The sequence below is a fragment of the Embleya sp. NPDC050154 genome (assembly GCF_044460165.1).
Lineage (GTDB): Bacteria > Actinomycetota > Actinomycetes > Streptomycetales > Streptomycetaceae > Embleya.
Genome location: NZ_JBITJP010000011.1, coordinates 297,638 through 311,997, shown reverse-complemented (window position 1 = coordinate 311,997; position 14,360 = coordinate 297,638). Strand labels below are relative to the sequence as shown.

The window sequence follows — 14,360 nt, the reverse complement described above, 5'->3', positions numbered from 1 at the left end:
ACCGGTGTCGATGCGTCCCGGGCCGAAGGTGTGTCATCGGCAGGGACGGCGGATGGGGCTGTGACGGTTCCGTCGAATTGGGAGCGAATTCGGGACATCGGCGCACGGGGCGCCGAATTGCGCTCGACGTAGCCGAGTGGCTACGTTGCGTGGTCAATCTCCTAGTCGACTGGGAAGGGCCACCGCCATGTCCTCCGTTCTTCGCACCGTGCTCGCCGCCACATCCCTCGGCGCCGCCGCCGCGTTCGGCATCGCCGGGAGCGCCACGGCCGCGCCCGTCGCGCCCGACGAGATCTCCCGTACCGACGTGCCCGCGGCCGGCCAGGGCGCCGCCGCGGCGACCGGAGCCGTGCTCGGCGTCGTGGAGCGCGCGCAACTCAACCCGATGAACGGCGGCGGCCTGAACCCGCTGTCCAACAGCGTCGGCACCGACGTGGGTGACACGCCGGTCGGCACCAGCCTGGTCACCGGCGACCTCGCCGACGGGATGACCGTGCAGGAAGCGCTCGATCGGCTCTGAGCCGGCCGGCCACCGCACCCGGCGCCCGTCGGCGCCCTGCCGCGAGGCCCGTGCCCGTCTACCCTGAGCCGCGAACACGGCCACGGGGAGGCAGTCGGATGCGGCAGGAAACGGATCGTTTGCGGGAACCGGCGGCATGGGCGCTGGTCGGCTTCGTGGCACTGCAGTTGGCGGTCGACGCGTTGCGCGTCCTGTTCGGCGTGGGCTCGGGGGTGCACGGCTTCCGGGCGCGTGCCTACGGCGGTCAGTCCGCCCTGCTCGACGTGCTCACGCCGGTGCTGCTCGCAGGCGCGGTGCTGCTGGCGACCCATGCCGGCCGGCCCACGCCCAGGGCCCGGGTGATCACCCGTGTCGCGCTCGGAGTGCTCGCCGTACAGGGCGCCGTGGGACTTACCGCGGCGCTGGGCGGGCTCGCCTACGACGGCGGCGGGTTCGCCGACATACCGGCCGGGGCCCGGGTCGAACAGAGCGCGATCAACGTGGGTGTCCTGGTCATGTTCGCGCTGTGCGCCTGGTTCCTGATCGTGGTCCTGGGCGCGCCGGTCACGCCGACGGTCACCCGCGGCAAGTCGCTGCCGCATCAGGAGTGGCTCTCGCACGGGCGGGACGCGACGGGCGCCGGCCAACCGGTGAGCACGTCCGGGCAGTACCCGGCGTACTCCGGGACGGGCACCCGGTACGCCGGGTCCACCGGTGAACACGTCACCCCGACGGACGCGGACCGGACCCGGGCGAGGGGTTCCGAACCGAGTGCCGAGCCGGCGTCCACGCCGCCGCACGGCGCCGCGACCGGGCCACGGGCCGCCGTTTCCGAGACCGGCCCGCAGACCGTCGTCTCCGCGAGCACTCCGGGCACCGGCACCCCGGCCGTGCCGCCCCGGCCGGCCACTCCGCCGGCGCCACCCACACACGGAGGGACCCGGCCGTGACCGCCGAGGTCGAGACCGAGTCGGTGCGGGAGATCCCGCCGCCGCCTCGGCTGTGGCGGTTGCGCCGGCGCACCCGCACGTTCGGCCGCAGCGTGGTCGGCCTGATCTTCGCGGGCGCGGTGCTGGTGACGGGGGCGCGGCTGCTCGTGTTCGACGCGATGTGGCCGGTCGCGATCGTGACCGTCTTCGCCCCGTACGCGGCGGCGGCCTCGGTGCTCGTGCTGCTCGGGGCCGCGCTGCTGCGGATGCGGCTGACCCTGCTCGTCGCGCTGGGTCTGGTGGTCGTCCACACCCTGTGGATGTTGCCGAGGCTGACCCCTGCCGACGCTCCCGCGCCCGGCGGCGCGCGGTTGCGCGTGATGACCTCGAACGCCTACTTCGGCAAGGCGGATCCGGTACGGATCACCGACCTGGTGCGCCGCGAGCGGGTGGACGTGCTGGCCGTGGAGGAGTTGACGCCCGAACTGGCGGCGGGCCTGGAGCGGGCCGGCCTCACCCGGGAACTCCCGTACTCGGCCGGGACCGGCGAGCCCGGCGCGGCCGGACTGGCGATCTACGCGCGCCGGCCGCTGACCGAGGAGCGGCTGTTGCCCGAGCGGACCACGATGCCGATGCCCGGCGCCACCGTGGAGGTGTCCGGGCGCCCGGTCCGGATCCAGGGCGTGCACACCATCCCGCCGATGCGCGGGCAGGCCGGGAAGTGGGCCCACGACATGGACGCGCTGCGCCGCGAGGCGGAGCGGCGCACCCTGCCCGCGATCTTCCTCGGCGACTTCAACGCGACCTCGGACAACGCCTCGTTCCGCGCGCTCACCGGCGCCGGGCTTCGGGACGCGCACGAGGAGCGCGGCCGGGTCCTGGCGCGCACCTGGCCGATGGCGTACTTCCACGGCCTGCCGCCGCTGTTCGGGATCGACCACGTGCTGGTCACGGGCGGGATCGAGGTGGTCTCGGTGTCCGAACACCGCGTGCCGCACACCGATCACGCCGCGGTGATCGCCGAGCTGTCGCTGCGCTGACCACTTGTCAAGATCCCGTCGGGAATGCCCTCACCAGCGTCGACGCCGCGTCAACAGGCCCGAGACGGTCGCCGCGCGCGGCCGGCGTCGAGTCTCGCAAGGCGGTTCGCCCGGCGACCACACCTTCGCAACTGCGAGGATTCGATCGCATGTCCGCTCTGTTCGCCCTCTTCGCCGTCGTCGTGATCGTCCGCGTCCCGGCCACCTGGAAGCTCTCCACCCGGCGGCCCGCCGACGCGAAGGGCCCGGCGACGCAGACCCGCGCCGATCGCGTGCTCGCGGCCTGAAGACGCGAGGACCGTCACCCGCGTGGGTGACGGTCCTCGCGCTGTCGCCGCCCGGAGCGCTCCGGCGATCAGTGCCCGGTCGGGTGCCAGACCGTGCGGGTCTCGGTGAACGCCAGCATCCGACCCGTGCCCGGGTCCGCCGACCAGTCCGGCTCCTTGGCCTCGGGGCGCAACACGCGCTTGAGGTTGTCCGCCGCCGCGATCTCCAGGTCGCGCGCCGACGCGACTCCCGCGTCCGGCGCCACGCCGGTCAGGTCGATCGCGTTGACGTCCTGGTGGGACGCGAGCGTCGGGGCGATCTCCGCCGGGTGTCCGGTCAGGATGTTGATCACCCCGCCCGGCAGGTCGGACACCGCGAGCACCTCGGCGAAGGACAACGCGGGCAGCGCCGAGGCGCCGGCCGCGAGCACGACGGCGGTGTTGCCGGTGGCGATCACCGGCGCGACCGCGCTCGTCAGGCCCAGCAGCGACGAGCGCTGCGAGGCGATCACCGCGACCACGCCGGTGGGTTCGGGCGTGGACCAGTTCGCGAACGGACCCGCGACCGGGTTGGCGCCGCCCGCGACCTGGGCGAGCTTGTCGGTCCACCCGGCGTACCAGACCCAGCGGTCCACGGCCGCGTCCACCGACGCGAGCGCCTTGGTCCGGCCGATGCCCTCGGCCGCGGCGACCTCGGTCGCGAACTGCTCGCGCCGACCCTCCAGCATCTCGGCGATCCGGTACAGGATCTGACCCCGGTTGTAGGCGGTGGCGCCCGACCAACCCGGGAATGCCTTGCGCGCCGCGACGACCGCGTCACGGGCGTCCTTGCGGCTGCCGCGCGGCGCGTTCGCCAGGGTCCGGCCCTTGCTGTCGGTCACCGCGTACACCCGCCCGCTCTCGGACCGGGGGAACTTGCCCCCGACGTACAGCTTGTAGGTCTTCAACACCTCAAGGCGCTCAGACATCGAGGTAGGCCTCCAGCCCGTGGCGGCCACCCTCGCGGCCGAAGCCCGACTCCTTGAACCCGCCGAACGGCGAGGCCGGGTCGAACTTGTTGAACGTGTTGGTCCACACGACGCCCGCCCGCAACCGCTGCGCGGTCCACAGGGCCTTGGCGCCCTTCTCCGTCCACACGCCGGCGGACAGGCCGTACGCGGAGTTGTTCGCCTTCTCCACCGCCTCGGCCGGGGTACGGAAGGTCTGCACGGTCAGCACCGGGCCGAAGATCTCGTCCCGGGCGATCCGGTGTGCCTGCGTGACGTTGGTGAACACCGTCGGCGGGAACCAGAAGCCCTTGCCGGGCAGCTCGCCGGCCAACGACCAGCGCTCGGCGCCCTCGGCCTCGCCCGCCGCGACCAGTTCCTGGATCCGGGAGAGTTGCGCTGCCGAGTTGATCGCGCCGACGTCGGTGTTCTTGTCCAGCGGGTCGCCCACGCGCAGCGTCTTGATCCGCCGGGTCAGGCTCGCCAGCAGCTCCTCGGCCACCGACTCCTGCACCAGCAGCCGCGAGCCGGCGCAGCAGACCTGGCCGCCGTTGAAGAAGATGCCCTCGACGATGCCGTCCACGGCGGAGTCGATCGCGGCGTCGTCGTAGACGATGTTGGCTGCCTTGCCGCCGAGTTCGAGGGTGACCCGCTTGCGGGTGCCCGCGATGGTGCGGGCGATCTCCTTGCCCACGGCGGTCGAGCCGGTGAACGCGACCTTGTCCACGTCCGGGTGCGCGATCAGCGCGCGACCGGTCTCGCCGGCGCCGGTGACGATGTTCAGCACACCGTCCGGCAGCCCGGCCTCGACGCAGATCTCGGCGAATCGCAGCGCGGTCAGCGGCGTGCTCTCGGCCGGCTTGAGCACCACGGTGTTGCCGCCCGCGAGGGCCGGCGCCACCTTCCAGGCCAGCATCAGCAGCGGGAAGTTCCACGGGATGACCTGACCGGCCACACCGATCGGCTTCGGGTCGGACCCGAAGCCGGCGTGCGCGAGCTTGTCGGCCCACCCCGCGTAGTGGAAGAAGTGCGCCGCGACCAGCGGGATGTCCACGTCGCGCGACTCGCGGATCGGCTTGCCGTTGTCGATCGACTCCAGGACCGCGAGTTCGCGCCCGTGCTCCTGGATCAGCCGAGCGATCCGGAACAGGTACTTGGCCCGCTCCGCGCCGGGCAGCGCCGACCACGACTTGAACGCCTTGCGCGCGGCCTTGACCGCGCGGTCCACGTCCGCCTCGCCGCCGACCGCGATCTCGGCCAGCACCTCCTCGGTCGCCGGGTTCACCGTCTTGAGCCGACCGCCGTCCGCCGCGTCGGCGAACTTTCCGTCGATGAACAGCCCGTACGCCGGGGCGATGTCGACGATCGCGCGCGACTCGGGCGCGGGCGCGTACTCGAATGGGTTGCCCATGGCTGTCAGTCCACCGTCACGTAGTCGGGGCCGGAGTAGCGGCCCGTGGCCAGCTTCTGGCGCTGCATCAGGAGGTCGTTGAGCAGGCTGGAGGCACCGAGCCGGAACCAGTCGGGGTCCAGCCAGTCCGAGCCCACCGTCTCGTTGACCAGCACGAGGTACTTCATCGCGTCCTTGGTGGTGCGGATCCCACCGGCCGGCTTGACGCCGACCTGCGTACCGGTGGCCTCGCGGAAGTCGCGGACCGCCTGGAGCATCACCAGCGTCACCGGCAGTGTCGCGTTGACCGCGACCTTGCCCGTGGACGTCTTGATGAAGTCGGCACCCGCGAGCATCGCGAGCCACGACGCGCGGCGGACGTTGTCGTACGTCGACAGTTCACCGGTCTCCAGGATCACCTTGAGGTGGGCACTGCCCCCACCGGCGGCGGCGCCGCGGGCGCACGCCGCCTTGACCGCGACGATCTCGTCGAAGACTGCCCGGTAGCGACCGGACAGGAACGCGCCCCGGTCGATGACCATGTCGATCTCGTCGGCGCCGGCGGCCACCGCGTGGGCGACGTCGGCCAGCTTCACGTCGAGTGCGGCGCGTCCGGAGGGGAACGCGGTCGCGACGGCCGCGACATGCACTCCCGAATCGCCGAGCGCGGCCCTGGCCTCGGCGACCAGGTCGCCGTAGACGCAGATCGCGGCGGGCCGGGGCGCGTCCGGTGCGCCCGGGTCCGGATGCAGCGCCTTCGCGCACAGGGCCCGGACCTTGCCCGGGGTGTCGGCACCTTCCAGTGTGGTCAGGTCGATCATCTTGATGGCGAGGTCGATCGCGGCGACCTTGGCCTCGTTCTTGATCGAGCGGGTGGCGAGCATTGCTGCCCGCGCTTCGGTCCCGACCCTGTCGACGCCGGGAAGCCCGTGCAGAAAGCGTCGAAGGGCCGCTTCGGACGAGGTGACCTCGGCCGGGTCGGCGAGAATTGCAGACGGCATGCTCACAAGACGAGCATATCTACTCGCGTAGCGTCGGGCCCAGTGGTCCGGTCGAGCCAAACCCGGCCGGTGTCGTGCGGCACAATCACCGGTCATGAGCAGCGACGAGGACATCACCACGTATCGCTCCCGGCCGGCGATGGCCGTCGGGGTGCTTCTGATCGCCGCCGGGGTGTGGATGGTGATCGACACGCTGATCCGCGGCGAAGGCAGCACCAAGTGGCTCGCCATCGCCGTCGTGGTCTTCTTCGCGGTCCTGGTGGTCGCGCTCACCCTGCGCTCGGCGGTGCTGGTCGGGCCGGAGCACCTGGTGATCCGCAACCCGTTCCGCACCATCGTGGTGCCCTGGGGCGCGGTGGAGCGGGTCCGGGCCGAGTACTCGATCGAGGTGCGCGCGGACGAGAAGTCGTTCCACATCTGGGCCATCCCGGTCTCCCTGCGCGAACGCAAGCGGGCGCTGCGCCAACAGGGCCGCTCGGCGGCGGAGGACCCGTACGGCCACGGCGCGCACGACCTGCCCCAACTCTCCCGTGCCGACCAGGTCGTGGACGACCTGCGCGGGATGAGCGAGCAGTTCGCCGCGAAGTCCACCGGCCCGGTCCGAGTCCAGTGGTCGATGGAGATCCTCGGCGGCCTCGTGCTCTCGGGCGCGGCCTCGCTGGTGCTGGGCCTGATCTGAGGTGCCGGCCCTGATCCGATCCGATCGGGCCCGGAAGGACACGAACGCCGACCGAGCCCTGCGCGGGCCCGGTCGGCGGGTGGTGTGCGTCGGTCGTCCGGCCGCGTTCAGCGACCCCGCCGGCGCAGTACGCGCGCGGCGCTGTACAGCACGATCAGAGCGGCGGTGACGGCGAGCGCGGCGCCCGTGACCGGCTCGACCACCGCTCCGCCGAAGCCGCGTCCGGCGGTGAGATCGTCCGCCGAGGTGTCGAAGAGGGTGTCGGCGACGCCCGAGAACAGCGGATAGGCCGACACGAACGCGAGCACCGGCAGGATCAGCAGGCCGACGAAGGTCGCGAGCGCGGGGACGGAACGCCCGGCCTTCGCCCACTGCCAGACGTGCCGCGGCCGGATGCGCGGGGCGGTGTTCGGAGCGGGGAACTCGGACAGGGTGCTCATGGCGTCCTCTGGGAGCCGGGGGATCGACTGACCCTTCCACGATCCGCCGGCGACCCGTTCGGGCACATCCACCCGAAGAGCCGGCTCCGCCCCGTACCGCGGTACCACGCGCCCCCGGGCCCGTCCTCCGAAGGGCTGGGCCCGGGGGTCGTACGCGAGCGGGGCGGGACGGTCGATCGACCGTCCCGCCCCGCTCGCCCACCGGTCCGTGTCGGCCGGGAGGCGTCCTACATGCCCAGCGTCGCGGCCAGGTCCCGCTTCAGTCGCTCCAACGCCGCGTACGCCGCCGCGCGGGCGCCGTCGACACCGACCTCGGCGATCCGCTTCGGGGCGACCACGACCTCCAGGTAGGCCTTGAGCTTGGGTTCGGTCCCGGAGGGCCGCACCACGACGCGGCCCGCGAGCAGGTCCACGCCGTCGCCGGCCAGCGTGTAGCGCAGACCGTCGGTGGGCGGCAGGCCGTCGGCCGGCGGGTGCAGCAGGTCCTCGGCGCTCGTCACGGCCAGCCCTCCGAGCGTGCGCGGGGCCCGCTCGCGCAGCCCCCGCATCGCGTCCGCGATCAGTTCGAGGCGATCCACCCGCACCGAATACTGGTCGGTCGCGTACAGCCCGTACCGGGTCGCGACGGCGTCCAGCAGGTCGGGGAGCGTGCGGCCGTCCCGCTTGGCGCGGGCCGCGAGTTCGGCCAGCATCAGCGCGGCGGTGACGCCGTCCTTGTCGCACACCCCGGCCGGGTCCACGCAGTAGCCCAGCGCCTCCTCGTACGCGAACGCCAGGTCGGGCACGCGGGCGAGCCACTTGAAGCCGGTCAGCGTCTCGGTGTGGGCGATGCCGTTCGCGCGCGCGATCGCGCCCAGCAGCGAGGAGGACACGATCGTGGTGGCCAGCACGCCGTCGGTGCCCCGGCGGGCCACCTCGTCGCCGAGCAGCGCGCCGACCTCGTCGCCGCGCAACATCCGCCAGCCGCCCGCGACCGCGGGGTCCGGTACCGCGACCGCGCACCGGTCGGCGTCCGGGTCGTTGGCGATCACCACGTCAGCGTCCTCGGCGAGCGCGGTGCGGAACGCGAGGTCCATCGCCCCGGGCTCCTCCGGGTTCGGGAAGGCCACGGTCGGGAAGTCCGGGTCCGGGTCGGCCTGTTCGGGCACCGGTCGAACGTCGGCGAAGCCCGCGCGGTCGAACGCGCCGAGCATCACGGTGGTGCCCACGCCGTGCATCGCGGTGTGCACGATCCGCACGGCGCGCGGCCCGGTCGGGTCGACGACGGTCACGGCGCGGTCGAGGTAGGAGTCGATCAACGCCTCGCCGAGCGTCTCCCAGCCGTCCTCGGCCATCGGCACGTCGGCCAGGGAGCGGACCGCCGCGATGTGCCCGGCGATCTCCGCGTCGGCGGGCGGCACGATCTGCGACCCGTCGCCGAGGTAGACCTTGTAGCCGTTGTCGCGCGGCGGGTTGTGGCTCGCGGTGACCATCACCCCCGCGACGCAGCCCAGGTGCCGGATCGCGTAGGCCAGCACCGGCGTGGGCAGCGGGCGGGGCAGCAGCAGCGCGTGCAGCCCGGCCGCCTCCATGACGGCGGCGGTGTCCCGGGCGAACACGTCGGACTTGTGCCGCGCGTCGAACCCGATCACCACCGCGTTGCGGGTCGCGGCGGGCGCGGCGGTGTCGGTGACGTACGCGGTCTTGAGGTACGCGGCCAGACCCGCGGCCGCGCGGATCACCACCGCGCGGTTCATCCGGTTCGGCCCGGCGCCCAATTCGCCGCGCAGCCCCGCGGTGCCGAACTGGAGCAACCCGGCGAAACGATCCGCGAGGCCCTCCCGATCGTCCGCCTCGAGCAACGCCTCGAGTTCGGCCCGGGTGTCCGGGTCCGGGTCCTCGGCCAGCCAGGCGCGTGCGATCTCGATGACGTCGCTCAACACGGACTCCTCGGTGCGGAAAGGATCAAAGAGGACGGGAACGGTGCTGCGGGCGCTCAGATGCGCGGCAGCACCCGGGTCAGCAGTCGGCCCATGCGCTCGGCGGACGCGCGTCCGGCGGCCAGGACCTCTTCGTGGTTGAGCGGCTCGCCGGTCATGCCCGCGGCGAGGTTGGTGACCAGCGAGATGCCCAGGATCTCGGCGCCGGCCTCGCGCGCCGCGATCGCCTCGATGGTCGTGGACATTCCGACGAGGTGCCCGCCGATCGCGCGGACCATGCCGATCTCGGCCGGGGTCTCGTAGTGCGGGCCGGGGAACTGCACGTACACGCCCTCTTCGAGGTCGGGCTCGACCTCGCGACACAACGCGCGTAGCCGCGGCGAATAAAGGTCGGTCAGGTCGACGAAGTTGGCCCCGACGATGGGCGACGCGGCGGTCAGGTTGATGTGGTCGCTGATCAGCACCGGCTGACCGGGCACGAAGGACGGGCGCAGGCCGCCGCAGCCGTTGGTCAGCACGACGGCCTTGCAGCCGGCCGCGACCGCGGTGCGCACACCGTGCGCGACGGCCGCGACGCCGTGCCCCTCGTAGAGGTGGGTGCGGCCGAGGAAGACCAGCGCGCGGCGGTCGCCGATGACCAGCGAGCGGACGGTGCCGGCGTGGCCCTCGACGGCGGGCGGCGGGAAGCCGGGCAGCTCGGTGACCGGGAACTCGTGCTCCGGGTCGCCCAGCATGTCGGCGGCGGGCACCCAGCCAGAGCCCATGACGAGCGCGATGTCGTGCGTCGCGGCACCGGTGAGCCGCTGAAGGCTTTCGGCGGCCTCGGCGGCGGCCGTGTACGGGTCGTGGCTATCCAATACGTTCACATCGATGAGCGTAAATGCTGTACCCGCAAAGGGCGCGAGCGGGGTCTATGCGCGTAGAAGACTGTGATACGACCGCAATGACAGCGGGGGACGACTGGTGCGGGTTTGTGGCGATACGTCCGTTCAGATGATCCGGTCGGACCGGGATCGTGTCGGTCGCCACTCGGACGCGCGAGACCTCGACGCGGCGGGTGTACACACCTGGGGTCGGCCGCCCGAGGGTCGCCTCCGGCTCGGCCGGCCGGATCGGTCTTCGGGCCCGGCCGGGTGCGCCGCGGGCTACGTGCAGGGGCGGTTGCGGAGTTCCTTGACGTAGTCGTCGGGGGCGCCGGCGGACTCGGCCGACTCGGCGACCATGCCGAGGTAGCGCGCCGAAGGCAGGCCGCCCTCGTAGTCGTTGAGCACGTACAGCCACGCGACCTGCTCGCCGAACAGGGACTCCACCCGGACCCGGACCTTGCGGTACAGGCCCAGCGGCATGCCCTCCCACCGGTCGAGGTCGGGCTCGTCCATCTCGGCCAGGTCGTACAACGCGACGAATACCTGGGACAACTCGTCCTCGACGACCGTGGCCAGCGATCCGTCCCAGCCCAACTGCTCGCCGCCGAAGGTCAGCCGCCAGCCGGGCAGCCAACCGGTGTGGCGCAGAGGGGAGTGCGGGGCACGCCGAGCCATCTGCCGCGCGTCGAGGTTGCTTGCGTACGCGGCGTAGAGGGGCATGGCCGCAGCCTACGCGACGCGCGGTCATGGGAGAGAATGACACCCGTGACTCGGATTGTGATCGTAGGCGGAGGACCCGGCGGGTACGAGGCGGCTTTGGTCGCGGCACAGCTCGGAGCCGAGGTGACGGTGGTAGAGCGCGAAGGGGTGGGTGGTGCGGCGGTACTGACGGACTGTGTCCCGTCCAAGACCCTGATCGCCACGGCCGAGGTCATGACGAACTTCGCCGACTCGCACCACGAGCTCGGCATCTACGTCGACGACGGCACCCCGGGCACCCTGGATCGCCCGATCGTGGGCGTGGACCTGGGCGTGGTCAACCGACGCGTACTGCAGCTGGCCAAGGCCCAGTCCAACGACATCGGGCAGAGCGTCACCCGCGCCGGCGTGCGGGTGCTGCGCGGCACCGCCCGGCTGGACGGGCCGCGCCGCGTGGTGGCCGACCTCGCCGACGGCTCCGAGCGCACGCTCGACGCGGACGCGATCCTTATCTCCACCGGCGCCCACCCGCGCGAGATCCCGGGTGCTGAGCCGGACGGCGAGCGGATCCTGAACTGGAAGCAGATGTACGGCCTGTCCGAGCTGCCGCGCGAGCTGATCGTGGTCGGCTCCGGGGTCACCGGCGCCGAGTTCGCCGGTGCCTACCAGGCGCTCGGCTCCAAGGTGACCCTGGTCTCCAGTCGCGACCGGGTGCTCCCGGGCGAGGACCCGGACGCGGCCGAGGTGCTCGAAGGCGTCTTCCGGCGGCGCGGGATGCGGGTCATGTCGCGCTCGCGCGCGGAGAGCGTCAAGCGGGACGGGGACAGCGTCATCGTCACCCTGACCGACGGTCGGATCGTCGAGGGCAGCCACTGCCTGGTCGCGGTCGGCGCGATCCCCAACACCGCGGGCATCGGGCTGGAGGAGGCCGGCGTCTTCCTCAAGGACACCGGACACGTGCGGGTGGACCGGGTTTCGCGCACCACCGCGAACGGGGTGTACTCGGCGGGCGACTGCACCGGCGTGTTCGCGCTCGCGTCGGTGGCGGCGATGCAGGGCCGGATCGCGATGTACCACATGCTCGGCGACGCGGTGGCGCCGCTGAATCTCAAGGCCGTGTCCTCGAACGTGTTCACCGACCCCGAGATCGCCACGGTCGGATATACCCAGGCCGCGATCGACGCGGGCGAGATCGACGCGCGCGGCGTCAAGCTGCCGCTGTCGCGCAACCCGCGGGCCAAGATGCAGGGCATTCACGACGGCTTCGTGAAGCTGTTCTGTCGGCCGGGCACCGGCATCGTGGTCGGTGGTGTGATCGTGGCGCCGCGCGCGAGCGAGTTGATCCACACCGTCGCGCTCGCGGTGGACCTGCACCTGACGGTCGACCAGATCGCCAGCGGATTCACCGTCTACCCGTCGCTTTCGGGTTCGATCGCGGAAGCCGCCCGGCAATTGCACCGGCGCGAGCGTTCCTGACCAAGCGGCCGAATCGGCCGGGTCGAATCCGCCGGGTGGATCCCGGGGTGTCGGGCCGATCCTTATCGGCACGGGACACCCCGGGCGGCCCCGATGTCAAGATCATCGCAGCCCGGGCCGGGTGGCTCCGGCGCGCGAGGGGCGCGCGTAATTCGGATTCCGCGCCCCTGTGCACTCCACTTACGGGTGGCTTTTCTCGAACATCCGCTGTCCTTCGGGGCCGCCGCGCATACTCGAATCGGACCGGGTGTGATCGCCTCCTCGCGGTGTGTTCGGCGTCCGTCGAGACCGGCTGACGCGGAATCAAAATCTGTGTACAGCAGTGCTATCCGCTTCCCGGTGAGCAGCGTTATGGTTGGCCCTCGCGAACGCTGCGGCTTCGCTGCGCCCGGAAACCGAAGCGGTCTTATCACTTTGGTGAACAAGTTCGGGTAAGAGTCGCAAGCGGCTGATAAGAGCCGGTCGTTCGCGTTACCTTCGTCACGTGTTCGCAGCAGAGCGTCGTCAACTGATTCTTGAAATGGTGCGGGCCAACGGAGCGGTGTCCCTTCGGGAGCTCGCCCGGGTGGTCCAGACGTCCGAGGTGACGGTTCGGCGGGACGTGCGGGCCCTGGAAGCCGAAGGGCTGCTCGACCGTCGGCACGGTGGAGCGGTACTGCCCGGTGGGCTGTCCCGTGAGCCGAGCTATTCGCAGAAGACCCACCTCGCGGCGGCGGAGAAGGCGGCCATGGCCGACCTCGCGGTCTCCCTCGTCGACGAGGGGGACGCGATCGTCGTGGGCGCCGGCACCACCACGCAGGAGCTGGCCCGCAGGCTGGCCCGGATCCCGGGCCTGACCGTGGTCACCAACTCCCTTCTTGTCGCGCAGGTCCTCGCCCACGCCAATCGGGTCGAGGTCGTGATGACCGGCGGCACGCTGCGCGGGTCGTCCTACGCGCTGGTGGGCAGCGGAGCCGAACAGGCCCTCGCGGGTCTGCGCGTGCGCCGCGCGTTCGTGTCCGGCAACGGGCTCACCGCCGAGCGTGGCCTGTCCACCCCCAACATGCTGTCCGCGAGTGTGGACCGCGCCCTGATCCAGGCCGCCCACGAGGTCGTCGTCATGGTCGACCACACCAAGATCGGTGTGGACACCATGTTCCAGACGGTGGCCCCCGAGCGGATCACCCACCTCGTCACCGACGAGGACGCTCCCGGTCCGGAGAGCGAGGCCCTGGCCGAGCTGGGCGCACAGGTGCACATCGCCCCCCTTCCGCAGCGAGCCGTCCCCGGCGCCCGCGCGGAGTTCAACGGGGAGCGGATGCGCGACATGCGCGTCCCGGGGGTGATGCCCGACCAGTGAGCAGGACCTTGCCGCCAGGTGTCACTCGCCGACCGCCCGGCGCCCCCCGGGCAACGCGCGCCGCACCTGTTCGACCAGGTCCCCGCCGAAGGCACCGAACCCCGTCGCCGACCACACGCTCCGCTCGGCCGGGACCTCGTAGTAGGGCAGGTACGCCCCGTCGGCGACCCGCGCGGTGAGGATGTCCGGCACCATGCGCTCGCTCCCGGCGACCGGACACGCCCAGCACGCCGGTACCGGCGCGGTCAGTCCTCGCATCACCCATCGCATCGTGGCGTGCGCTGCGCCGTGCAACGGATTGAACAGACACCGACACCTCGAACCGACGATCCGGGCCGAGCTCGTCGACGGAATCGGCCGCCGCGGCCACTTCCAGCGCCCGGACTCCGTGCCACACCAACACCCACGCGCCCGCGAGATCGGGGAGATCGTCGGCTTCCCGCAACACCCACGAAGCCGCCTCGCCCGCGTCCAGGGCCCGCAGTTGTGCCGCCAAGGTGGCCGGCCGCTCGGCCGGTACGAGCGCCTGCGTGCGCCGAGCCAACTCGGCGAGTCGTTCGATCACGTCTTCGCGCAGCCACACGACCAACTCGGACCGTGCCCGCTCGAGCAACTCGGGCGGGACCGAGAAGACGGCCGGTTCACTTGACGCGATGGCGCGCGGGGGCGGGTGCGACGAGCGGGCGCCGCGTCGACGATCGGACCACCGCACGCCCAGGGCGGCTCCGGTGCCGCCGGCAGCGCGGACGGTGGCGATCAGGAACCAGTGGTCCACGCCGAACCCCCTCCGGCGTGCGCATGGACGACCGCCCCCGCGCCGACGTGTCGGGC

General features: G+C 72.1%; 16 protein-coding genes. 8 read left to right on the top strand and 8 right to left on the bottom strand.

Annotated features, from left to right (window positions below; all coding sequences use genetic code 11):
- Nucleotides 1-187 precede the first annotated feature (187 nt).
- The 4 genes from ACIBSV_RS24575 (at nt 188) to ACIBSV_RS24560 (ending at nt 2,755) form a co-directional block, all read left to right on the top strand.
- Complete coding sequence (locus ACIBSV_RS24575; RefSeq protein WP_395866435.1) at nt 188-520, top strand: hypothetical protein; 333 nt, start codon at nt 188-190, stop codon at nt 518-520.
- Between the two features lie 98 nt (nt 521-618).
- Complete coding sequence (locus ACIBSV_RS24570; RefSeq protein WP_395866433.1) at nt 619-1,449, top strand: hypothetical protein; 831 nt, start codon at nt 619-621, stop codon at nt 1,447-1,449.
- On the top strand, nt 1,446-2,468 hold the full coding sequence (locus ACIBSV_RS24565) for an endonuclease/exonuclease/phosphatase family protein (protein WP_395866431.1): 1,023 nt from the start codon (nt 1,446-1,448) through the stop codon (nt 2,466-2,468). Before ACIBSV_RS24570 ends, ACIBSV_RS24565 begins: the two co-directional genes overlap by 4 nt.
- Nucleotides 2,469-2,617: 149 nt before the next feature.
- Complete coding sequence (locus ACIBSV_RS24560; protein WP_395866429.1) at nt 2,618-2,755, top strand: hypothetical protein; 138 nt, start codon at nt 2,618-2,620, stop codon at nt 2,753-2,755.
- A gap of 68 nt (nt 2,756-2,823) precedes the next feature.
- Here the strand turns inward: ACIBSV_RS24560 and ACIBSV_RS24555 are convergent, their stop codons facing one another.
- From ACIBSV_RS24555 to deoC, 3 genes are read right to left on the bottom strand one after another with little or no spacing between them, the layout of a single operon-like run.
- The gene (locus tag ACIBSV_RS24555; protein WP_395866427.1) at nt 2,824-3,702 is read right to left on the bottom strand and encodes an aldehyde dehydrogenase family protein; all 879 of its coding nucleotides are present in this window, start codon (nt 3,700-3,702) and stop codon (nt 2,824-2,826) included.
- On the bottom strand, nt 3,695-5,131 hold the full coding sequence (locus ACIBSV_RS24550; protein ID WP_395866425.1) for an aldehyde dehydrogenase family protein: 1,437 nt from the start codon (nt 5,129-5,131) through the stop codon (nt 3,695-3,697). The genes ACIBSV_RS24555 and ACIBSV_RS24550 overlap by 8 nt, the downstream gene beginning before the upstream one ends.
- A gap of 5 nt (nt 5,132-5,136) precedes the next feature.
- Nucleotides 5,137-6,111 (bottom strand): deoxyribose-phosphate aldolase, encoded by a 975-nt coding sequence (gene deoC / locus ACIBSV_RS24545; protein WP_395866533.1) that lies wholly within the window; start codon nt 6,109-6,111, stop codon nt 5,137-5,139.
- Nucleotides 6,112-6,205: 94 nt separating this feature from the next.
- Here deoC and ACIBSV_RS24540 point away from each other — a divergent pair, with 94 nt between their 5' ends.
- The gene (locus tag ACIBSV_RS24540) at nt 6,206-6,790 is read left to right on the top strand and encodes a PH domain-containing protein (protein WP_395866423.1); all 585 of its coding nucleotides are present in this window, start codon (nt 6,206-6,208) and stop codon (nt 6,788-6,790) included.
- A 107-nt stretch (nt 6,791-6,897) separates the two neighbouring features.
- On the opposite strand, the gene ACIBSV_RS24535 is transcribed toward ACIBSV_RS24540, so the two are convergent.
- From ACIBSV_RS24535 to ACIBSV_RS24520, 4 genes are all read right to left on the bottom strand, one after another.
- Nucleotides 6,898-7,230: a hypothetical protein gene (locus ACIBSV_RS24535; RefSeq protein ID WP_395866421.1), complete on the bottom strand. Its 333-nt coding sequence runs from the start codon at nt 7,228-7,230 to the stop codon at nt 6,898-6,900.
- Between the two features lie 227 nt (nt 7,231-7,457).
- A complete protein-coding gene (locus ACIBSV_RS24530; RefSeq protein WP_395866419.1) occupies nt 7,458-9,152 on the bottom strand; it encodes a phospho-sugar mutase in 1,695 nt (564 codons plus the stop codon).
- A gap of 53 nt (nt 9,153-9,205) precedes the next feature.
- The gene (locus ACIBSV_RS24525) at nt 9,206-10,015 is read right to left on the bottom strand and encodes a purine-nucleoside phosphorylase (RefSeq protein WP_395866417.1); all 810 of its coding nucleotides are present in this window, start codon (nt 10,013-10,015) and stop codon (nt 9,206-9,208) included.
- A gap of 279 nt (nt 10,016-10,294) precedes the next feature.
- The gene (locus tag ACIBSV_RS24520) at nt 10,295-10,735 is read right to left on the bottom strand and encodes a gamma-glutamylcyclotransferase (protein WP_395866415.1); all 441 of its coding nucleotides are present in this window, start codon (nt 10,733-10,735) and stop codon (nt 10,295-10,297) included.
- A gap of 36 nt (nt 10,736-10,771) precedes the next feature.
- Here ACIBSV_RS24520 and ACIBSV_RS24515 point away from each other — a divergent pair, with 36 nt between their 5' ends.
- Together ACIBSV_RS24515 and ACIBSV_RS24510 are read left to right on the top strand one after the other, a co-directional pair.
- Nucleotides 10,772-12,190 (top strand): NAD(P)H-quinone dehydrogenase, encoded by a 1,419-nt coding sequence (locus ACIBSV_RS24515; protein WP_395866413.1) that lies wholly within the window; start codon nt 10,772-10,774, stop codon nt 12,188-12,190.
- A gap of 520 nt (nt 12,191-12,710) precedes the next feature.
- Nucleotides 12,711-13,529 (top strand): DeoR/GlpR family DNA-binding transcription regulator, encoded by an 819-nt coding sequence (locus ACIBSV_RS24510; RefSeq protein WP_020552647.1) that lies wholly within the window; start codon nt 12,711-12,713, stop codon nt 13,527-13,529.
- A gap of 21 nt (nt 13,530-13,550) precedes the next feature.
- Here the strand turns inward: ACIBSV_RS24510 and ACIBSV_RS24505 are convergent, their stop codons facing one another.
- Nucleotides 13,551-13,724, bottom strand: coding sequence for a hypothetical protein (locus ACIBSV_RS24505; RefSeq protein WP_395866411.1), 174 nt, complete (start codon nt 13,722-13,724; stop codon nt 13,551-13,553).
- On the opposite strand from ACIBSV_RS24505, the gene ACIBSV_RS24500 reads away from it, so the two are divergent.
- Nucleotides 13,723-14,178, top strand: coding sequence for a hypothetical protein (locus ACIBSV_RS24500; RefSeq protein WP_395866409.1), 456 nt, complete (start codon nt 13,723-13,725; stop codon nt 14,176-14,178). The two genes, ACIBSV_RS24505 and ACIBSV_RS24500, sit on opposite strands and share 2 nt — an antisense overlap.
- Nucleotides 14,179-14,360 lie beyond the last annotated feature (182 nt).